This is a genomic window from Streptococcus sanguinis (assembly GCF_019928825.1).
Classification (GTDB): domain Bacteria; phylum Bacillota; class Bacilli; order Lactobacillales; family Streptococcaceae; genus Streptococcus; species Streptococcus sanguinis_L.
In genome coordinates this window covers 80,929-102,415 of sequence record NZ_JAHZOP010000006.1, presented here as the reverse complement: position 1 = coordinate 102,415, position 21,487 = coordinate 80,929, and the positions used below count along the sequence as shown (strand labels likewise).

Sequence of the window (21,487 nt, the reverse complement as noted above, 5' to 3'; positions counted from 1 at the left end):
TTGGTTCGTCTTGTTCAGTTTTCAAAGGGCTTTGTCTTTCGCGACAACTATATTAGTATATCACCCAACCACACCTCCTGTCAATACCTTTTCTAATTTTTTTTACATTTTTTTGGAGTTTATTTTTAAACTCTAAGTATAAAGTTAATTTCTTTGTGCCTAGGTTGCTTGTTCTATGTCATCTGGCAGTATAACTTTCTATGAAATAATAAGGGTGAGAAACTTGCTCTCAACCCTCTTTTCTTATTTATTTGACTTCTAACAGTCCAATATCTCCATCTTCACGACGGTATATAACATTTGTGCTGCTGTCCTCTGCATCGGAATAGATAAAGAAATCATGACCCAACAAATCCATCTGCAGAATCGCTTCTTCCAAGTCCATTGGCTTCAAATCTATGTGTTTTGAACGGACAACTTTTGATGGGACTTCTTCTGCTTCTTCAGCAAAGGAATCTGTGAAAAGCTGACTTGTAGCAACTTTATTGCGATTCTTTCTTTCAATCTTGGTCTTATTTTTGCGGATTTGGCGCTCAATCTTATCTGTGACCAAATCAATTGATCCATACATGTCCTGAGAGATATCTTCTGCACGAAGAGTGATGGAGCCTAGCGGAATTGTCACTTCCACTTTCGCAGTCTTTTCACGGTAAACCTTGAGGTTCACACGCGCATCAAGTTCTTGCTCTGCTTGGAAATACTTCTCAATCTTCTCAAGTTTAGAAACTACGTAGTCACGGAGAGCATCTGTTACTTCTAGGTTTTCACCACGGATACTATATTTAAGCATATAAGTACCTTCTTTCTAAACATAAATGTTTTATTTATAATATCATTATAACGCTTTCATTCCTTTTTTGCAAATTTTTTCTTATCTTGCGATTGAAAACGACAATACTTCTTTCACACCGGCTTCCAATAAGATTTGCTTGGCCAATTGCAAGGTTTTTCCAGTCGTATAGATATCATCAACCAGCAAAATTTTATCTGGCAAATCAACTTCTTTCTTAATTTCAAAGGCTTGCTGAGTCTGCAGACGCTCCTCACGTGTCTTGCTCGACTGGGCTAGGGTGTCTTTTTTCTCTAAGATATTTCTATATGCTACTTTTCCTGCATCTAAAATTCCCTGCACTTGATTAAATCCTCGAACTTGAAATTTTTCTATACTGACTGGAATCGGAACAATGGTGTGCTCTCTAAACATTTTGACTGCTTTTTTAGTTGCTTTTGCAAATACAAAGCGCAATGCATAGTCTCCCTGAAACTTGTATTGACTGAAATAAGCCTTCATTGCTTGATTATAGGTAAATAGTGACTGGTGCTGGACTAGATTCCCTTCTTCCTCCCACTTTTTGCAATCTGTGCATAAATCTGATTTCCCGTCGCGAAAACAGCGAGGGCAATGCTCTTCAGATATGCGTTCAAAATTTTGATAACAAGTGGAGCAGCAGCTTGGTCCTTCTTCTTTTAATAGAAAAAGCCGTAAAAAACTACTTTTGTCCTCAATTTGCCCTTTGCATAAAAGACACTCTGTCATAATCCCGCCTCCTTATTCATATCCCTCATTTCCCGAATTGCCTTTTCCATAGCAAGGGTAGTCCCATCATGAAAAAATAGCAACTGTCCAGTTGGTCTGTCCAAACTGCGGCCAACTCGGCCTGAAATCTGAACCAGGGCACTACGACTGAACAAGCGATGATTGGCTTCCAAGACAAAAACATCTACACCAGGAAAGGTTACCCCACGCTCTAAGATAGTCGTTGTCACCAAAATAGTGATCTCCTTGCGACGAAACTGTTCAACAATCTCCAGACGATTTTCTGTTGTGGAGGCAACAAAAGCTAGCTTTTCATCCGGCAGAGCAATCTGCAGAGCCTGAGCAAAATCCTCTCCTCTTTGAATTTCTGCAGCAAATATCAAGAGAGGAAATTGAGTCTCCCTCTGTTTTTGTATATAGTTCAAAAGTTTAGGTGCTATTTTCTTCTTCTGAAGATGTTTTTGAAAATCGGATAACCAAACTTTCTGAGGGATAGTCAAGGGATTACCATGAAATCTTCTGGGAAGACTCAGGCGTTTCAGCTCACCTTTTTGAACCCTTTTATCCAGTTCATCCGTGGAAGTGGCTGTCAGAAAAATAGTTGTAGCATCCTCTTTCACAGAACGTTCTACAGCGTGATACAGCATGGGATTATCCACATAAGGAAAGGCGTCTACCTCATCAACAATCAGCAAATCAAAAGCTTGATAAAATTTTAAGAGCTGGTGAGTGGTAGCAATTACCAAGGGACTGCGAAAATAAGCTTCTGACTCCCCATGCAGAAGGGCTATTTCACAAGAAAAATCTTCTTTAAGGCGCCGATAAAGCTCTAAACAAACATCAATCCGCGGACTGGCCAAGCAAACAGAACCACCTCTGTCAATAACTCTGGCAAGCACTTGGTAAATCATTTCTGTTTTTCCAGCGCCAGTAACAGCATGCACTAACGTATCCTGTCTTTTCTCTAGCGCATCAAGTAAGCCTTTGGAGACCTTCCCCTGAAACTCTGTCAGTTGCCCCCGCCATTTAAGCACCTGATTTTTAGGAAAATCCTCTTGAGGAAAATAGTAGAGTTTTTGGTCACTCCGCACCCGTCCCAAGATTAAGCATTCTCTACAATAATAAGCTCCAACAGGTAGCTGATTTTCTCGTTCAATCAAACTGTTGCAGCGTCCGCAGCGTAGCTTGCCTTTTTCTTCTTGGATACTGGGAATTGCTTTTGCTTGTGCGCGCAAGCTAGACTCTAACTGACTTTCTGTAAATATCCGTCCTAAACAATCTTGTAACTCTAACATACTTATATATTCGTAATTTTTTGGCAAAATTTATCTTTTTTTGTAAAATATAGTTATGGAATTTAAGACAATTAAGGAAGATGGCATGGTTCAAGAGGAAATTAAAAAATCCCGCTTTATCTGCCATGTGAAAAGAGTTTACTCCGAGGAAGAGGCTCGCGCTTTTATCGCTGCTATAAAAAAAGAACATTACAAGGCTACCCATAACTGCTCTGCTTTTATCATTGGAGAAAAGAGCGATATTAAACGAACCAGCGATGATGGGGAGCCTAGCGGAACAGCCGGAGTTCCTATGCTGGGAGTTCTAGAAAAGCATGAATTGACCAATCTTTGCGTTGTGGTTACTCGCTATTTTGGCGGTATTAAACTAGGAGCCGGCGGTCTGATTCGAGCTTATGCCGGCAGTGTTGCTCTGGCTATTAAGGAGATTGGACTGGTTGAAATAAAAGGACAGACTGGCCTGCGCCTAAAACTGTCTTACAGCCAATATCAGGATTTTGCGAATTTTCTCAAGGCAGAAAATCTTGCTGAATACGATACTGAATTTACAGATACCGTCTCCACTCTTCTTTTCGTTGACAAAGGTGAAAGAGAACTGCTCAAAGATAAACTGACTGAGTTTTTTAAGGGCAAATTGGAGATGATAGATCAAGGGCTGCGCCAAGTAGAAGTCCCCCTTGACGTTTTGACATAAAGAAAAGCTATGGCTCTCATAGCTTTTTTATATTTTACAAAGCGCTTGTTTCATTTTATACTAATTCTATTAAATTATATTGAGGTATGTATCCTATGTCACGTATTTATCAAAATATTACAGAACTAATTGGGCAAACTCCCATTGTCAAATTGAACAACTTGGTTCCAGAAGGAGCTGCTGAGGTGTATGTGAAGTTAGAAGCTTTCAATCCCGGCTCTTCTGTCAAAGACCGGATTGCTCTCAGCATGATTGAGGCGGCTGAACGCGATGGCCTTATCAAGCCTGGTGATACTATCGTTGAAGCAACCAGCGGAAATACTGGTATTGGCCTTTCATGGGTTGGAGCAGCCAAAGGCTACAAGGTTGTCATTGTTATGCCAGAGACCATGAGTGTGGAGCGCCGCAAAATTATCCAAGCTTATGGTGCTGAATTAGTCTTGACTCCAGGTAGCGAAGGAATGAAGGGTGCTATTGCAAAAGCACAAGAAATCGCACAAGAACGAAATGGCTGGCTGCCACTGCAGTTTAACAATCCGGCCAATCCAGAGGTTCACGAACGAACAACAGGAGCAGAAATTATCGCTGCTTTCGGTGAAACTGGACTGGACGCTTTTGTTGGCGGTGTCGGAACTGGCGGAACTATTTCCGGTGTATCTCACGCTCTCAAAAAAGTTAATCCGAACATCCAAATCTATGCAGTTGAAGCAGACGAATCTGCTATCCTTTCTGGTGAGAAGCCAGGTCCTCACAAAATCCAAGGACTTTCAGCTGGATTCATTCCAGAGACTTTGGATACAGCAGCCTACAACGGTATTGTCCGCGTAACTTCTGATCAAGCACTGGAATTCGGACGCTATATTGGCGGTCAGGAAGGCTTCTTAGTGGGGATTTCATCTGCTGCCGCTATTTTCGCAGCTATTGAAGTAGCGAAAAAACTAGGAGCTGGCAAGAAAGTCCTTGCTCTGGCACCTGATAACGGCGAACGCTACCTGTCTACTGCCCTCTATGAATTTGATGCTTAGTATTTTTTGAAAAACATGTCCATTTCAACTTAGCAGTCGGCTATGAATTGAATAGCAATTCTATCCAAGCAAAATATCCTGTTCTCTTGTGGAACAGGATATTTTTTAAACTTTTTCTTCTTTTAAGAATTTTTTTGCCTCTTTGATCCAGATAGGCAGTTGTCTGCCTAAAGGTTCAAAACCAATTTTACAGCGGTCGTTTGAAAAGCGGTGGCGTCTAGGGAGGCGGTGCTTTTCTTCTTCCAGGGTTCGCATGGACAGACTGGACTTCCCAGAAAATTCATCATAGTCCACAACCTGTACTAAGACTTGCTGGCCAATCTTTACACTATCATGGATATTCTCAATATAACCCGGACGAATTTCTGAGATATGAATTAGACCAATTGTTCCGTTTTCCAGCTCAACAAAAGCTCCATAAGGCTGAATCCCAGTGATTTTGCCTTTTAATTTATCACCGATTTTCATCAGTCTTCTACCTCAATGGTCTCAATCACAACATCTTCCACGGGTTTGTCCATCGCACCCGTCTCAACAGCTGCAATCTTGTCCAAAACTTGGTAGGATGCTTCATCAACAAGCTGACCAAAGACAGTATGGCGCCGATCCAAATGCGGTGTTCCTCCCTGACTGGCATAGACTTCAGCGATAGCTTCAGGCCAGCCGCCGCGGCTCAATTCCTTAGCTGAATAAGGAAGATCTTTATTTTGAACAATGAAGAATTGACTGCCGTTAGTATTCGGCCCAGCATTTGCCATGGAAAGAGCCCCACGAATATTGTATAACTCAGGTGAAAACTCATCTTCAAATTTCTCGCCATAGATAGACTGACCGCCCATACCGGTACCAGTAGGATCACCACCCTGAATCATAAAGTCCTGAATAATGCGATGGAAAATCACACCGTCATAATATCCATCTTTAGCAAGGGCAATAAAGTTGGCTACTGTTTTTGGTGCCTGTTCTGGAAACAGCTGAACTTTCATGTCACCGTGATTAGTCTTGATAGTCGCTTTTGGACCTTCTGCTGCTGCAAGTTCTACTTGTGGAAAATGTAATTCTTTTTCTACCATACCTAACTCCTCTAAAGCGGCAAAAATACCGTCTTCTTCTACCGTTTTTGTAATATAATCTGCTCTTTTTCGCAGTTCTTCATGGGAAATGCCCATGGCAATGCCAATTCCCGCATAGTCAAACAATTCCAGATCATTGAGTCCGTCGCCAAAAACCATGACATTTTCAGGTTTGAAGCCCAGATGCTCGACAACCTTGGAAACTCCGGCTGCCTTGGACCCTTCTGTCGGTACCACGTCTGACGAATGAGGATGCCAGCGAACCAAACGCAGGTGTTCTGCTAATGTATCCGGCAGCTGCAGGCTATCTCCTCTATCTTCAAAGGTCCAAAGCTGATAAATATCCTTGTCTAAATGAAAATCTGAATCAACAGGCAAATCTGGATAAACCACATCAATGGCCTCTGAAATCAGAGAATTTCGATTAGACAAGGCCGCTTCATGACTTCCGACCAGACCATAGTCAATCCCTTCCTCCTGAGCCCAAGCAATATAGGACGTCACTCTATCGGACGGGATAACCGTCTGAGAAATCACCTTCCCTTTGCTGTCTTCGACATAGGCTCCGTTCAGGGTAACGAAAAAGTCTGGCTGCAAAGCTCTCAATTCCGGCACAACACCAAACATTCCTCTTCCAGACGCAATACCCGTCAAAATCCCTTTGTCCTTCAACTGCTTGAAAACTGTCTGGATAGAGTCTGGGATAAAACCTGTATCCTTGACCCGCAGGGTATCATCTATATCGAAAAAGACAATTTTTATCTTTTTTGCCTTATACTTTAATTTTGCGTCCATATCTCCCCTTGTCCAATCTTAATCTTTTCTATTATACCATTAAAAATCTTCTTGTGGGACAAGATGGTGCTGAAAAGCATAAACAACTGCCTGAGTGCGGTCGCTCACCTCCAATTTGGACAGGATATTGGAGACATGAGTCTTGACCGTTTTGAGGGAAATAAAAAGCTCATCCGCAATCCGTTGATTCTCATACCCCTTGGCTAAAAGCCCTAAAATATCACGCTCGCGAGCTGTCAAATCCTCGTGGAGCTCGATATGGTTACGATGATACTCCACTTTCTTGCTGACCTCTGTTTCAATGGCAAATTCTCCCTTGGCCACTTTTTTGACAGCACGAAGAATTTCTTCAGCGCTGGAAGTCTTAAGCATGTATCCATGAGCGCCTGCATCCAGAACAGGATAAATTTTTTCGTTATCCAGATAAGAAGTCAAAATCAGAATCTTTGCTTCCGGCCACTCTTTCAAAATGGCCAGTGTCGCTTCAATCCCATTCATCTCAGGCATGACGATATCCATGATAATCACATCCGGACGACTTGCCAAAGCTTGCTCAACGCCTTCTTTACCATTGACTGCTTCAGATACTTCTGCTATATCATCTTGCAGTTCCAGGTAACTTTTCAATCCCAATCTGACCATCTGGTGGTCATCCACTAACAATATCTTCATGATCTTCTCCTTCTAGTAAAGGTATCGTGATTTCAATAGAAAGACCTTTTCTGGGGGCTGTCAAAAGCTTAAAAGTGCCCGCCATATCCCGTACACGGTCTTCCATATTTTTCAAGCCGTAGCTGAGTTCATCCTGAGCCAGCGGATCAAAACCGACGCCATTATCAGATACCTTGATTTTAAGCTCATTAGGTGCCTGATAGAGGTAAATATCCAACCGACTGGCCTGGGCATGCCGCAGTGTGTTGTTGATAATTTCCTGCATGATTCTGAAGACATGCTCCTCCATCTGTTTGGGTAGATTCCCAACCTGATGATTGAAGTGAACATCAATGTCGCTTTTATCAGTTAGCTCCTTGATAATCACATCCATCCCTTCGACCAGAGTCTTATTTTCCAACTCTGTAGGCCGCAGGTGAAGCAGGAGAATCCGTAAATCCTTCTGGGCTGTGTCCAGAATATCGGCAATCCCCTTGAGCTGTTTTTGCAGTTTTTCTCCATCAAGCCGTTCTACATTTCCAGCCACTCCTGAAAGAATCATATTGGCTGCAAATAATTCCTGACTGACAGTATCATGCAAATCACGCGCAATCCGCCGCCGTTCTTTTTCGATAATTTTTTCTTCTGTCTGCAGGGATTGGTTTTCAGATTTTTGGAGGTTCTCTGTCAGACGGTGCAGCCTTCTTTCGAGCTGATGCAGAGTGCGATCCAGCTCGGGCTGGTCTGTCGGCTCCAGTCTCCGTCCATCCAGCAAATGCCGAAGATTTTTTTGCACATGGGCTACCGATAGATATTGGATTAAGCGGGCCGCAATCACAATCAGAATGGTCAGTGATAAACCGATAATCACAACAAAGAACACAAAAGACTGCAACAGCTCCAAATCATTAAAGAGCTCCTGCCAAGTGAAATCAAAAATATTGAAAATATAGTGAAAGATGATAAATAAAACAAAGAAAGTATAGAGGAGAATGAGAAAATAATTTGATTTCTTCACTTTCTGACAACCTCCACATTTCCTAAGAAGCTGACGAGAACAATCTTCACTGTCTTATTGGCTCGTTTATAGTCTGGTGTCGTCAGCGAAATGGTTTCATTGCGTAGCTTGCGGGACGGATGATGCAGAAAATTTAGCTCCCCGTAAAGAGTATTGATTTGCAGCTGAATTTCCACATCCAGTGGCACAATAATCTTGGTATCACCAAAACCTTTTCGAATGACAATGACGTTATCATGGTTGACCAAAATCACGTCTTCCAAATGAATGGTGTCTTTCCCAACAATGCGCAAGAGATTGATGTCGTGAAATTGACAGCTGTCCTTAGAAAAATGCTGCAGGTCCCCCAACCAGCGATTCTTCTCACTCTGAATTTCCACATCTTCTTCGTAAACGAGATGGGTTTCTTGATTTTCCTTATAGATATAAGGGTAGGCCACAATCATTCCATAAACCAGCGCGAATAAAAGGGCAGCAATGACGTAGGGATTGAGCATAATAATGAAAAACAGCATAATCATGGAAGCGACCAGCAGAAAATTCCCTTTTTGCTTGCCGAAGTAATAATAGAGCAGCAGCAAAAAAAGGACCAAGATAATGACAACACGTGAAAAATCAGCTGCCAACATGGTCACCAATGCCATGGATAGTAAGACTGTTTCAACAAAGACAAATAATTGAACCTTCCACATAGCCGTTTCCTTTCTCTACCTTCCTATTTTAACAAAATTAAACCAAAAAACCTCCGTCCAAGGCATGAAATGGGGAAATTTGTCCAGCAAAAAAGAAAAAGCCATCCGTTTTAAGCTAAAAAACTTAAAATGGATGGCTTATTAATCAACTATCAGATGAGCTGGAACTAGTTCCATGTCCGCTATCTTCAGACGATGAGCTGCTCTTTGAGCTACTGCTAGACGATGAAGATGACGAGCTAGATGACGATGGTGTCGTTGCTTCTGTCACGTAAAGAGTGATTTTTTCATTAGACTTGAGGTCAATTGTCTGACCTGCTGCTGGTGACTGGGAAGTTACCAAGTCTGCCTGAGTCGAAGTGACCGAACGGTCAACAACTCGCTCAATTCGAGAAGAAGAAATTCCCATTTGAATCAAGTAAGAACGAGCATTGGCGTAGGTGTACTGCATGCTGCCAAAGTCAGGCATGGACACACTAGTTACTTCTTTGGCCACTGTCAGCTTAATCTTATGATTAGAAGTCAAATCATAGGTCGAACCAGCTGCCGGTGACTGGCGAATGACCTGACCTGGCTCGTACTCGTCCGATTCTTCCTCAACAATCTCAATCAATTTTTCAGAAACATTATAGTTTGTTTTCAGATTTTCAACCACGGCTGATTTTGCTTGACCGACATAATCTTCCATCACAAAGGTTTTCGATCCCTTGGAAATAATCAGGTCAATCTTGCTGCCTTCGCGGCGCTGACTATTGGCCTGTGGATCAGTTTTAATGACTTTGCCAGATTCGACATTGTCGCTGTATTCTTCCTTTTCGTCTCCGACAACCAGCTTCTTAGCTTCGATAGCGGAGCGAGCCTCTGCTACAGTCTGACCAGAAACATCTGGCACGCTGGTATTAGACGGGCTGTTATAGAGAAGGACAACAAAAGCCGCCAAAACCAATAGGACTGCAAAGAAAAGTACCTTGTAACGCGTTCTCAAACGACGTTTCTTTGGAACTTTCTTAACCGCATCAGCTGTCTCTTCCTTAACTTCATCCGCTTCCGCTTTAGGCGGTGTTGGCTTGACAGGTGGAACTGCCGGCTGCGGTACCGGCGAGATTTTTGGCAAGGTCTTGGTGTCTGCTTTCGCAACATCATCAAAGACTAATTTCTTTTCATTCCGGCGCTCATAAGATAAGCTGCTGGACAAGTCGACATACATCTCTGCAACTGACTGATAACGATCCGTCAGTTTTTTGGCTGTTGCCTTAATGACCACATTTTCTAAAGCCTGAGGCACATTAGGATTTTCAGAAATGATGGATGGCAGCGGCTTTTGGAAATGCTGTAGGGCAATCGTAACTGCACTATCCCCATCATAAGGGATATGACCAGTCAGCATTTCATAAAAAATAATCCCCATCGCATAAATATCACTCTGAACAGTTGCTTTAGAGCCACGCGCCTGCTCAGGTGATAGATAATGAACCGAGCCTAGCATTGAGTTAGTCTGAGTCAGACTTGTCTCTGCAAAGGCCACCGCAATCCCAAAGTCTGTTACCTTGGCATTGCCATCTGGGGTCAAGAGGACATTTTGTGGTTTCAGGTCACGATGGACAATACCGCGTGTATGCGCTAAGCGCATTGCCAGCAAGATTTGTCCCATGATTCTGACTGCTTCTTCATTTGAAATCGGAGAATTCTCTTTGATATAGCGCTTGAGGTCAAGACCTGCCACGTATTCCATAGCCAGATACTGCTGGCCATCTTCTTCCCCAATATCAGTAATCCGAACGATGTGCGGATGGTCCAAGTCAGCCATCGCCTTGGCTTCCCGCTGGAAGCGCGCGACAGCTATAGGATCTGTCTGGTAATTGGTCCTAAGAACCTTTACCGCAACTTCCTCACCATCCAAAATCAAGTCCTTGGCCAGATAGACATCTGCCATACCTCCGCGGCCAATCTGCTTGATTATTTTATATCGCCCGGCAAAGATTTTGCCGATTTGGATCATGCCTTATCCTCCTTGTCAAAACGAACCAGAGCAACTGTGATGTTATCCAGTCCTCCAGCATTGTTGGCAAAGCGAATTAAGGTTTCTGTTTTTTCAGACAGGCTGATGTCGCTGGTGACAATGTCACAAATTTCACTGTCTGAAATCATATTGGTCAGACCGTCACTGTTGAGCAGAAGATAGTCACCATCTTCCAAGGTAATCATGCCATAATCAGGCTGTACTTCGTCTTTTTGACCAATAGACTGGGTAATGATATTCTTCTGCGGATGACGCTCTGCTTCTTCTGGAGTAATCTGTCCAGCTTTCAACAAAGCATTAACAAGCGAGTGGTCATTAGTCAGCTGACGGTATTCATCACCGCGGATCAAGCCGATGCGAGAATCACCGATATGGGCATAGATGGCTTGATTATCAATGATAGCCAAGGCTTCCAAAGTCGTGCCCATGCCCTTGTATTCTTCATCTTGACCAAATTGATGAATGCGCTGATTTTCCTTTTCCAAGTGCTCTGCAAACCATTCACGTACTTGATTCACCGAATCAATCTGTGTATCAACCCAGGCAGCTCCTAAGTCTGTCACAGCCATTTCACTGGCAATATTTCCAGCTCTGTGGCCGCCCATACCATCTGCCAAGATAATCAGAGTTTTGCCCGCCCGATTCACAAAAAGATTGGCATAATCTTGGTTATTTGTACGCTTTTGACCAACATCTGTTAATAATGAAATTTCCATACTGTCAGTTTCCTCCTCTTATTCCGATATCTTCCTAAATTGACTGATAAAAAATCCGTCGCTTTCATATAATTCCGGCGTAATCAAGATACAGCCGTCTTTGACGATATCTTTTCTTTCATGGTCTAATAAGACTTGCTCAAAGTTCGGATGACTGGCCAGAAATTTCTCGACAATCTCAAAATTCTCTTTGGCCATAATCGTGCAAGTACTATAAGCTATTATACCACCTTTACGTAGACTTTGACAAACGCTGTCTAGTATATCCAGCTGAATTTTTTGTAAATTCTCAAAATCTGCATTTTCTTTATTATATTTTATATCTGGTTTGCGGCGAATTAAGCCAATACCAGAGCAAGGAGCGTCCACCAGGATTTTATCGAAAGCATCTGGCCCAAAAGTCTCAAAAACCTTGGTCGCGTCCAGCTTTTTAGTGGTGATTTTATCTGCCAAACCCAGTCTTTCTGCATTTTCTTCTACGAGCTCTAACTTATGATCGTAGAGGTCCAAGGCTATAATGTGACCGCTCGTCAGATAGGAAGCCATGTGAACAGTCTTGCCGCCCGGTGCACTGCAGGTATCCAAAATCTGCTCCTCACCTTCGATGGCCAGAGTCGGCGCCACCAGCTGGCTAGACTCATCCTGAATCGTAATCGCTCCGCTTTCAAAGAGCTGATGCCCAGCAAAATGCCCCTGTCTCTTAACCAAGGCTGACGGAGATAAAAGAGAGTCCTCAGCCCCTAAAAGCTGATGAAGCTCTGCCTTGCGCGACATATCCGTCACGCGAATGCTGGCCTTACTGCGAACAAAGAGACTGGCAAAGATAGCTAGTGCTCTTTCTTCTCCATACTCTTCTATCAGGGCTTTTACCAGCCAGACCGGCAGAGAATACTGGATCGAATAGCGTTTGTTTTTGCGCTTGATTGTTTCAAAATCAGCTACACCCTCACGCTCAATCCTACGTAACAAGGCATTGACAAATTTCTCGCTGCCGTGCTTACGGATTTTCGCAATTTCAACTGCCTCATGAACAACTGCATGCTGAGGGATTTTATCCAGATAGAGCATCTGGTACAGACTAATCATAAGCAGAATATAGAGCCAGCTATCCAATTTGTCCCTATCCTCAATCAGATGGGATAAATACCATTCCAGGGTGATTTTCCGAGCAACTGTGCCGTAAACCAGCTCTGTTACCAGGCCTTTATCTGCTTGGCTCAGCGGACTTTGACTCAGTGCTCGGTTTAAGGCGATATTGGAATAAGCTCTTTCTTCAAAAACTTCTTCCAAAATTTCCAAGGCCTGCCAACGGGCCGTTTTTTGCTTACTTTCCAAAAGTATCTCCTATGGACAGGCTGCGACCCAGTCCATTCAAAAAATCAACGATAGCCATCTTGGGCTTGCCAGCAGGCTGAACTGTCTTCAGCGAGAGGGCTCCTTGACCAGCTGCAACCACCAGTTCTTTTTTACTAATAGACAATATCTGTCCAGGCTGACCATTGCCGGCCGCCATATCTGCTTCGTAAATCTTAAAGCGTTGTCCCTGCAGCAAGGTATGAGCTACTGGCCAAGGATACATGCCACGAATTTGATTGAAAATTTGTCGGTTTGTTTTGCTCCAGTCTATCCGCTCTTCTTCTGGGCTGATATTCGGAGAAAAAGTGACCTGGCTTGGATCCTGCGGCTGAGGGATAATCTGCCCTGCCCTATAAGCTGGCAGAACATCCAATAACAGTTCTCGACCGATAAGCGCCAATTTTTCAAAGAGAGTTCCAACATTGTCAGTCTCTTCAATCGGCGTCGCCTTGCTGGCTATCATGTCTCCAGCATCCATTTCCTTGACCATTTCCATAATCGTAACGCCTGCCTGCTCATCGCCGTTGATCAGAGCATAGTGAATAGGTGCACCACCTCGGTATTTAGGCAACAATGAGGCATGAACATTCACCGCAAAGTCAACACTGTCCAGCAAACGGCTAGGCAAAAACTGTCCGAAAGCAGCTGTGACAATACCATCTGCTTCTAAGTTCATCAACTCCTCTAAATCCGAGCTTTGAGCCAGCTTTTCCGGTTGATAAACCGGTAGCTTGTATTCCAAGGCCAGCTCTTTTACTGGAGTCATGCGAATCTCTCTTTTACGGCCGACGGCCCGGTCCGGCTGCGTCACTACTGCTAACACTTCGTATTGACCGCTATCCAGCAGCCCTTTTAGGACAGTTGCTGAGAAGTCCGGAGTTCCCATAAATATTATTTTCATCATTTTTAACTATTAATTCCTTCTTCGTTCCTTCCCTTATTATATCAGAAGTCGCCTGCAACTACCTTAATCTCGCCTAAAAAGCTTTACATAAAATTTTGTGGTTCATTATCAATTGTCAAGCGTAAATCTTTATTGTCTCGATTCTGTGTCCAGTCCAAGACTTGATTTAGCGTCGCCTGCAGCTTGTCCTCAAAACGATATTTAAGCAAAATCTGATAATGATAGAGATTGTGGGTGCGGGCAATGGGTTTCGGCGTTGGACCCAGGATTTGCACTTTTTCTGACAGACCGCTTCGCAGAATATCCATAACCTCATAGGCTTTTCGCACTGCTGTCTCTTCGTCCTTGTGCGACAGGGTTAGACCGACCGTAAAGTAATATGGCGGATAGCCTAGCTGCCGGCGGATTCCCATTTCATAAGCATAAAAACCTTCATAATCCTGCAGCTTAGCAAACTCAATGGCATAATGATGAGGATTATAGGACTGGATAAAGACCTGACCAGCCTTTTCAGCCCGACCAGCCCGGCCAGCCACCTGAGTCAGCAGCTGAAAAGTTCGCTCTGAAGAGCGAAAGTCCGGCAGATTAAGAGCAGTATCCGCATTGAGAACACCAACTAGCGTTACGTTTGGAAAATCCAATCCCTTGGCAATCATCTGAGTGCCTAAGAGAATATCTGCCTGCCCCTGACCAAAGCTTTCTAAAATGGCTTCATGACTGCCCTTCTTACGGGTCGTATCTACATCCATCCGCAAAATGCGAGCCTGTGGAAAGAGCTGAACCAACTCATCATAAGCTTTCTGCGTCCCTGTACCATAATAGCGAATGCTACGACTGGCACAGTTAGGACAACTCTGAGGAATGTTCTTAGTAAAGCCACAGTAGTGGCAGTTCATGGTCTTAGTGTCCATATGCAGGGTCAGAGAAATATCACAGTTAGGACAGCTATCAACGGTCCCACATTCCCGACACATGACAAAGCTGGAATAACCCCGCCTATTTAGCATGAGAACAGTCTGCTCTCCCTTATCCAGACGATCTTGAATAGCATCTAGCAGGACTGGCGTGAAATTACTGGCTTCATGCTGGCCGATATAATCTCGAAAATCCACCACTTCTACTTGAGGAATCTGCGCCAACGGATTTGCACGCTTGCTGAGCAGTTGAAAATCATAGACTCCACGGCTTGCTCGAGCACGACTCTCCAAGCTCGGAGTCGCCGAACCCAGCACTAAAACAGCTTGATTATACCGAGCTCGTAGGAGAGCTACCTCTCTTGCATGATAGCGAGGATTGGAATCCTGCTTATAAGAGGATTCATGCTCTTCATCAATGATAATGGCTCCAATATTTGTCAGCGGAGCAAAAATAGCTGAACGCGCACCGACAACAACCTGGGCAGCTCCTCGCTCCACCTTACGCCATTCATCATATTTCTCACCGTCAGACAGACCTGAATGCAAAATTGCAACTTGGTCACCAAATCTAGAAATAAAGCGGTCAGTAACCTGCGGAGTCAGAGAAATCTCTGGAACCAACATGATGGCTGTCTTACCCTGGGCCAGTGCCTCTGCGATGACCTGTAGGTAAACTTCGGTCTTCCCACTGCCTGTGACCCCTTCTAGGAGAACTGGCTGAGAATGACTCTGACCAATTTTCTGAGTGATTGCCGCAACCACTGTGGCTTGTTCATCATTTAAGGTCAGACTTTGCTGCTGCCGCTCCTTTTGGAAATGAGCAGCAGAACGGCTGATTTCTCTATCTTCTATGTTAATTAGATTTTCTTTGATAAAGTAATTAATAATATCGCGCGAAAAGTTTTCTCGCAAATCAGCCAAGAGCCGGCTGTCTTTCTGCTCCAGCAAAACTTCTTTTAATTCTTGTTTTTTCTTGGCTTGTCGGGGAAGATCATGATTTTGCAGAGCGGTATGATTGACCTGATACCATTTCTCAGTCTTAATATGCTTCCTGTCCGTCGCCTGATACTCCAGTCGAATACGGCCCGTTTGAGTCAGTCGCATCAGCTTGGCCTGGCTTTTCTTGTCCAAATCAGAAAATCGAAGGCTGTCCTCTTGACCAAAGATAGCTGAGCGCTCCTCATCATTCAGCAGCTCCGTTGGATAGAGCAGTTTATCATAGCTGGAGTTGAGAAGACTAGGCAGCATGGCTTTTAAAAGGGTAATCTTGTAGGAAAAGACTGACTTGCGCAGCTCATCCGCCAGCCAGAGTTGTTCCTGATTCAGCACGGGACTGAAATCAAGGACCTCCGCAATCTCCTTCAGCTCTTCTTGGCCTCCCGTCTCATCAAAGCCGACCACAATCCCCTGAATCAGGCGATTTCCCTGCCCAAAAGGGACATGGACCCGCATGCCAGCCATTAGCATTCCAGCAAACTCTTCTGGAATAGCATAACTATAGGGCTTGTCCGTCTGCATCAGAGGAACATCCACAATAATCTTTGCTAGCTTCACATTCTCACCCCACTTTCTTAAGCATCATTACAGAAAAAATAAGATTGAGCATCCCCAACCTTAAATCTTCTCACCTTCTTCTTTTTCTTTAGCGATTTGCTCTTTAATCTTGCGTTCTTCTTCTTCTTTACGCAGGCGCTCTTCTTCTGCCCGACGGCGAACTGCCTCGCGCTTGCCTTCTGGATCTGGATGGATAACGACATTGCCAGATTCAATTTCTTCCAAAGCACGAAGAGTGGATTTGACAGACTTGAATTCCTGCGTAGCGGGAGCTCCAGCTTCAAGCTCATGAGCGCGCTTAGCTTCTAAAATAACCAAGGAATATTTTGACGGAACCTTGTCCAGCAAAGTGTCAATAGACGGTTTTAACATCATAATTTTCTACCTAATTTCTAACTTTCTATCGAATAATCGTTTCATTTTTGGGAAGCATGTCCTGATAGCGGCCGATAACACGGTCTACTCGGAAATGCTCTGCTTCAATCACGCGCTTGACACGGTCGGCAGCTAGCGGTACCTGATCATTGACAATGGCATAATCATACTCGCGCATAAGGGCAATTTCTTCTTTGGCCTTTTCAATGCGCTGGGCGATAATCTCAGCACTGTCTGTCCCACGGCCGACCAAGCGGTCTTTAAGTTCTTCTAAGTCTGGAGGAGTCAAAAAAATAAAGACAGCATCTGGAACTTTTTTCTTGACTTGCAAAGCTCCCTGAACCTCAATCTCTAGGAAGACATCAATACCTTTATCCAGCGTTTCATTGACATAAGTCAGAGGCGTCCCGTAGTAGTTTCCTACATACTCTGCATACTCCAGCATCTGTCCCTGACGAATCAGCTCTTCAAACTCCTCGCGAGTGCGGAAGAAATAGTCAACTCCATCCACTTCACCTGGACGCTGAGGACGAGTCGTCATGGATACCGAGTACTGAAATTGATTATCAGTGCTTTCAAAAATTTCTCGTCTAACAGTCCCTTTTCCTACACCAGAGGGACCAGAAAAGACGATTAGTAAGCCTCGTTCCGTCATCATGTCTCCTTCACAGTCTTTCTATCTAGTGTAACAAAATTAGACTGATATTTCAAGAGGATAGGAAGAACTGTATGTGTCTAGAGTTTTGAGAAAATAGAAAAATAAGCAAGTAATCATACGGAAAATAAAATAGACCAGCAGAACATTCAAGAAAAAAGCAATCTGTTACCAGACTGCATTTCTTCTTTATTTTGCGTAGTCAACGGCCCGCATCTCACGGATAACTGTTACCTTGATATTGCCTGGATATTCCAAGTTGTTTTCAATCTTTTCACGAACATCGTGAGCCAAAATCGTAATCTTGTCATCCTTAATCTTGTCCGGCTGAACCATAATCCGGATTTCCCGGCCGGCTTGTAAAGCAAAACTGTTCTTGACACCCTTGAAACTATTAGCGATTTCTTCCAAATCTTGGAGACGCTTGATATAGCTTTCCAGAGATTCACTGCGGGCACCTGGCCGAGCGGCACTGAGAGCGTCTGCTGCAGCTACGATAACGGCAATGACACTTTCTGCTTCCACATCCCCGTGGTGGCTGGCAATGGTATTAACAACGACTGGATGCTCCTTGTACTTACGAGCCAGTTCTGTTCCAATTTCCACGTGGCTGCCTTCAACCTCACGGTCGATAGACTTGCCAATATCATGGAGGAAACCAGCACGGCGGGCTAAATTGGCATTTTCACCCAGCTCAGCAGCAATGATACCGGAAAGTTTGGCAACCTCAATAGAGTGCCGAAGGACGTTCTGACCATAAGAAGTACGGAACTGCAAGCGCCCCATGATCTTCATCAAATCAGGATGCAGGTTAGGAGCTCCGATTTCATAAGCTGCGGCTTCCCCGTACTCACGAATGCGATTGTCAATTTCCAGGCGGTTCTTCTCAACCAACTCCTCAATGCGGGCTGGGTGAATGCGACCGTCTTTCAAAAGTGCTTCCATGGTCATACGAGCAATTTCGCGGCGAATCGGATCAAAACCTGAGAGAGTAACCACTTCAGGCGTGTCATCAATGATGACATCAATACCAGTCAGACTTTCAAAAGTCCGAATGTTGCGACCTTCCCGGCCAATAATCCGCCCCTTCATACTGTCATCTGGCAGATGCACCGTTGAGTTGGTTTGCTCAGCGACATAATCACCAGCAATACGCTGCATGGCTTGGACCAAGATATTCTTGGCGACCTTATCAGACCGCTCTTTGATATCTTGCTCCGCATCCCGAATCCTAGTCGCAATCTCTTTAGAAAGCTTGTCTTCGGTCTGCGTCAAAATAATATCACGCGCTTCTGTCTGCGATAGCGAAGCAACTCGCTCCAGCTCTGCTGCCTTCTGCTTTTCAAGTTCCGCTACTTGTTCTTCACGCGCATCAATGTGTTTAGATTTATCTGAGAGACTTTGTTCTTTTTGCTCCAAAGCCTTTTCTTTGTTGCTTAAATTATCGTCTTTGCGGTCAAGGGTCGAAGCACGCTCTGTCAAGCGGCTTTCGATTTGTTTCAACTCTTGACGTTCAGACTTAAATTCTGCATCAACTTGTTCACGATATTTTCTGGCTTCTTCCTTTGCCTCCAAAAGTGCTTCTTTTTTAAGCGAACTTGTTTCCCGCTTGGCTTCTTTGATAATCAAATCAGCTTCACGTTCAGCTTGTCCGCGTAAATTGGTTGCTTCTTGTTCAGCATTTAAAAGAGTAAGCTCTGCAGCTTCTTTAGATGATTTCATCTTAGCCGAGACACTTACATATCCAATCACTAAACCAATGATGGCAGCAAAAACAGACATAATTATAGGAAATAGGTCCATGTTTTTACTCCAAATCTATTTAATTGTTGAATTCAAAATTCCATACTATTCTATCACAAATCTAAAAAATTCACAAACCTATTTTTTGAAATTCAAGAAAGCTTTTGTCCAATTTTTAGAGACAAAATCTTCAAAGTTTGTAGAAGCCTGAGTACCAAAACTTTTTCAAACCATAAGCACGATTGTTCAAATTTTTCATTTTCCTAAAACTTAAACTTTATTCCCAAATAAAATTTTTTTATGCTATAATCAGAGAAGAAAATGTGTATATGAGACAGGCTTTTTCTTCGCTAACAAGACAAACCTATGGCTTGATATCACTAGAAAAACCTTCTCGTACTTGCTACATTGCAAAGGAGAAACCATGTCTAAAGAAGTTATCGTTGAAAGCTTTGAGCTGGATCACACCATTGTCAAAGCGCCTTATGTCCGCCTCATTGGAGAGGAAACCGGCCCTAAAGGCGATATCATTTCCAATTTTGATATCCGTTTGGTTCAGCCCAATGAAGATTCCATTCCGACAGCCGGTCTGCATACCATCGAGCATTTGCTGGCTATGCTGATTCGCAAGCGCATTGATGGTATGATTGATTGCTCACCTTTTGGCTGCCGCACTGGTTTTCACATGATTATGTGGGGCCAACACAGCTCCAGCCAGATTGCTCAAGTCATCAAATCTTGTCTGGAAGAAATCGCTGAGTCAACTAGCTGGGAAGATGTCCCTGGAACAACCATTGAATCCTGCGGAAACTACAAGGATCACAGCCTTTTCTCAGCCAAAGAATGGGCCAAACTTATTCTCAGCCAAGGAATCTCAGATGATGCCTTTGAACGCCATGTGATTTAAAACAATAAAAAGTTCTCGAAATTGAGAACTTTTTTTGTGCATGTATAATGAAATTCATCAACAAACCTGAAAGCCAGCTGCTGAAGAAATGTTCAAAGATGACTAGAAATCAAGCGAGTCAGCATGACCCGGACCATTTCCGACAAAGTATCCAGTCTTACAGTTAATACTGAAGAGGTAGGTGCCGTCTGGTTTGAAGAGGTTGTAGTAGCCGTTTCCTTTGATAATATTAACGCGTTCCAGAATATAGTTGTCTCCAGTAATGTAGCCGCGCTCACGAGAAGTTTGCAAAATCTTCTCCAGAACACCAGGATTGAATGTCCAAGCTGGATTGTTGACGTCATCAATAGCTGCTTGGTTATAAGGGACACGACTGAGATCTCTCTGCAGATTTACTCCATTGCTAGGGAGACCATAGCCAGAGTAAGAGCTGGAAGCTCCTGAACCAGAAGCAGACGAGCTTGAACTGCCACTTGTACCCGCACTAGAGCCTCCCTGATCAGTAGCAGGAGCCGGAGTTGGTACCTGTTGGCCGCGTCCTTGGGCAATTGCTGCCTTTAGAACTTCATCTAATTTAGCATTGCCACTTGATACATCTGAGAAGGTCGCATTTGTATTAGCCTTGGCATCCTTGTTCAAGACACCGTCAGTAATCGCTCCGCCGTCAAACTGCGAATTGACACTTTGGATAGCCGAAATTTGCTTGACCAAGGAATCATACTTGCTCTTAGCGGCATCATAGTCTTTGCTACCTTTTAGCTTTTCAAGTAAGGTTTTTAATTTTTCCAAGTCGCCGAATTTACTGTTTTTGACAGCTGTCTGATTGCTATCTGTGAAAAATGCAGCATACTCATCATTAAAAGACTTCAAATCCTTGGCAGTATTATCAGAGCTAGAGGAAGACGAACTCTTTTTGCTGGACTGCGATGTTGAAGAGCTGGAGCTTGTAACAGTCTTGTGTCCCCAATTATGCCCCAGAGCAAAGTAAAGCCCTGTACCCGCTACAGCAATCCCTAAAAGTCCTAAGACTGGATAAAGGAAAGCTTTTTTCTTGTAGAAAGGCGTCTTAGGAACCTGTAATTCCTTCTCATCAAGCGGTTCTGGAATAGGACCGTAAGATGTCTTTTGAACGGGAGCAACAGGAATCGAATCTGCCTTCTCTGAGCGTTGACTGCGAGATCCTAAGGGATTTGGAGCTGCTTCTGGCTCACTCGCTGTCTCAGCGGCTGTCGACCGAGCTGCTGGAATCTCCTGTTCACTTTCAACCTCTTGCCGTCTTTCTTTGATGAAGTCGGTCAAATCAGAAGAGGCTTGCTCAGCTTGAGCAGCTTCCTGCTCCTGCAGCTTTCTGATTTTCTGGGTTTCAAATTTTCCTGCTTCGATTTCCTGACGGTGCTGCTTGATATACTTATCCAGCACATTGTCGCTTTCATTCACACCGGCTTCCAGCTCCTCTTTCTTACGAGTAGCTTGTCCGACTGTCATTTCCTTGGCCTCTTCAAAATCAAGGACAGACTCTTTCTTTTCTTCTTCCGGTGAGTAGTTTTCTTCTTTCGTCAC

General features: G+C 43.8%; 20 protein-coding genes. 3 read left to right on the top strand and 17 right to left on the bottom strand.

What is annotated here, in order from left to right; genetic code table 11:
- Positions 1 to 247 precede the first annotated feature (247 nt).
- From hpf to K1J09_RS11295, 3 genes are all read right to left on the bottom strand, one after another.
- Positions 248 to 790 carry a ribosome hibernation-promoting factor, HPF/YfiA family gene (hpf, locus tag K1J09_RS11305; protein ID WP_002903257.1) on the bottom strand — a complete coding sequence of 181 codons (543 nt, stop codon included), beginning with the start codon at positions 788 to 790 and terminating at the stop codon, positions 248 to 250.
- Between the two features lie 81 nt (positions 791 to 871).
- Entirely contained in the window at positions 872 to 1,537 is a 666-nt protein-coding gene (locus K1J09_RS11300) for a ComF family protein (RefSeq protein WP_223323943.1), read from the bottom strand.
- A complete protein-coding gene (locus K1J09_RS11295) occupies positions 1,534 to 2,832 on the bottom strand; it encodes a DEAD/DEAH box helicase (RefSeq protein WP_125331604.1) in 1,299 nt (432 codons plus the stop codon). Before K1J09_RS11295 ends, K1J09_RS11300 begins: the two co-directional genes overlap by 4 nt.
- Positions 2,833 to 2,887: 55 nt before the next feature.
- Here K1J09_RS11295 and K1J09_RS11290 point away from each other — a divergent pair, with 55 nt between their 5' ends.
- Positions 2,888 to 3,526, top strand: a complete 639-nt coding sequence (locus K1J09_RS11290) for a YigZ family protein (RefSeq protein ID WP_125331606.1) — start codon at positions 2,888 to 2,890, stop codon at positions 3,524 to 3,526.
- A 95-nt stretch (positions 3,527 to 3,621) separates the two neighbouring features.
- Positions 3,622 to 4,551, top strand: coding sequence for a cysteine synthase A (gene cysK / locus K1J09_RS11285; RefSeq protein WP_125331608.1), 930 nt, complete (start codon positions 3,622 to 3,624; stop codon positions 4,549 to 4,551).
- Positions 4,552 to 4,656: 105 nt separating this feature from the next.
- Here cysK and K1J09_RS11280 read toward each other — a convergent pair whose 3' ends face one another.
- The 13 genes from K1J09_RS11280 to K1J09_RS11220 form a co-directional block, all read right to left on the bottom strand.
- A complete protein-coding gene (locus tag K1J09_RS11280) occupies positions 4,657 to 5,019 on the bottom strand; it encodes a S1 RNA-binding domain-containing protein (protein ID WP_002901252.1) in 363 nt (120 codons plus the stop codon).
- On the bottom strand, positions 5,019 to 6,419 hold the full coding sequence (locus K1J09_RS11275) for a bifunctional Cof-type HAD-IIB family hydrolase/peptidylprolyl isomerase (protein ID WP_125331610.1): 1,401 nt from the start codon (positions 6,417 to 6,419) through the stop codon (positions 5,019 to 5,021). Before K1J09_RS11275 ends, K1J09_RS11280 begins: the two co-directional genes overlap by 1 nt.
- A gap of 39 nt (positions 6,420 to 6,458) precedes the next feature.
- Positions 6,459 to 7,091 (bottom strand): response regulator transcription factor, encoded by a 633-nt coding sequence (locus tag K1J09_RS11270; RefSeq protein WP_002926512.1) that lies wholly within the window; start codon positions 7,089 to 7,091, stop codon positions 6,459 to 6,461.
- Entirely contained in the window at positions 7,069 to 8,088 is a 1,020-nt protein-coding gene (locus tag K1J09_RS11265; protein ID WP_223323944.1) for an envelope stress sensor histidine kinase LiaS, read from the bottom strand. The genes K1J09_RS11270 and K1J09_RS11265 overlap by 23 nt, the downstream gene beginning before the upstream one ends.
- The gene (gene liaF / locus K1J09_RS11260) at positions 8,085 to 8,780 is read right to left on the bottom strand and encodes a cell wall-active antibiotics response protein LiaF (RefSeq protein WP_002893496.1); all 696 of its coding nucleotides are present in this window, start codon (positions 8,778 to 8,780) and stop codon (positions 8,085 to 8,087) included. The genes K1J09_RS11265 and liaF overlap by 4 nt, the downstream gene beginning before the upstream one ends.
- A gap of 145 nt (positions 8,781 to 8,925) precedes the next feature.
- Positions 8,926 to 10,779: a Stk1 family PASTA domain-containing Ser/Thr kinase gene (gene pknB / locus K1J09_RS11255; protein ID WP_223323945.1), complete on the bottom strand. Its 1,854-nt coding sequence runs from the start codon at positions 10,777 to 10,779 to the stop codon at positions 8,926 to 8,928.
- The gene (locus K1J09_RS11250) at positions 10,776 to 11,516 is read right to left on the bottom strand and encodes a Stp1/IreP family PP2C-type Ser/Thr phosphatase (RefSeq protein ID WP_223323946.1); all 741 of its coding nucleotides are present in this window, start codon (positions 11,514 to 11,516) and stop codon (positions 10,776 to 10,778) included. Before K1J09_RS11250 ends, pknB begins: the two co-directional genes overlap by 4 nt.
- Before the next feature lie 18 nt (positions 11,517 to 11,534).
- Entirely contained in the window at positions 11,535 to 12,851 is a 1,317-nt protein-coding gene (gene rsmB / locus K1J09_RS11245) for a 16S rRNA (cytosine(967)-C(5))-methyltransferase RsmB (protein WP_223323947.1), read from the bottom strand.
- A complete protein-coding gene (gene fmt / locus K1J09_RS11240) occupies positions 12,841 to 13,776 on the bottom strand; it encodes a methionyl-tRNA formyltransferase (RefSeq protein ID WP_223323948.1) in 936 nt (311 codons plus the stop codon). The genes rsmB and fmt overlap by 11 nt, the downstream gene beginning before the upstream one ends.
- 83 nt (positions 13,777 to 13,859) lie before the next feature.
- A complete protein-coding gene (locus K1J09_RS11235; RefSeq protein ID WP_223323949.1) occupies positions 13,860 to 16,247 on the bottom strand; it encodes a primosomal protein N' in 2,388 nt (795 codons plus the stop codon).
- 60 nt (positions 16,248 to 16,307) lie between these two features.
- Positions 16,308 to 16,622 (bottom strand): DNA-directed RNA polymerase subunit omega, encoded by a 315-nt coding sequence (gene rpoZ / locus K1J09_RS11230; protein WP_002893503.1) that lies wholly within the window; start codon positions 16,620 to 16,622, stop codon positions 16,308 to 16,310.
- Positions 16,623 to 16,647: 25 nt separating this feature from the next.
- Positions 16,648 to 17,280 (bottom strand): guanylate kinase, encoded by a 633-nt coding sequence (gmk, locus tag K1J09_RS11225; protein ID WP_002893505.1) that lies wholly within the window; start codon positions 17,278 to 17,280, stop codon positions 16,648 to 16,650.
- Positions 17,281 to 17,466: 186 nt separating this feature from the next.
- Positions 17,467 to 19,080: a ribonuclease Y gene (locus tag K1J09_RS11220; protein WP_004185631.1), complete on the bottom strand. Its 1,614-nt coding sequence runs from the start codon at positions 19,078 to 19,080 to the stop codon at positions 17,467 to 17,469.
- 364 nt (positions 19,081 to 19,444) lie between these two features.
- On the opposite strand from K1J09_RS11220, the gene K1J09_RS11215 reads away from it, so the two are divergent.
- On the top strand, positions 19,445 to 19,927 hold the full coding sequence (locus tag K1J09_RS11215; RefSeq protein WP_002893508.1) for an S-ribosylhomocysteine lyase: 483 nt from the start codon (positions 19,445 to 19,447) through the stop codon (positions 19,925 to 19,927).
- 102 nt (positions 19,928 to 20,029) lie between these two features.
- On the opposite strand, the gene K1J09_RS11210 is transcribed toward K1J09_RS11215, so the two are convergent.
- Complete coding sequence (locus K1J09_RS11210; protein ID WP_223323950.1) at positions 20,030 to 21,487, bottom strand: cell division site-positioning protein MapZ family protein; 1,458 nt, start codon at positions 21,485 to 21,487, stop codon at positions 20,030 to 20,032.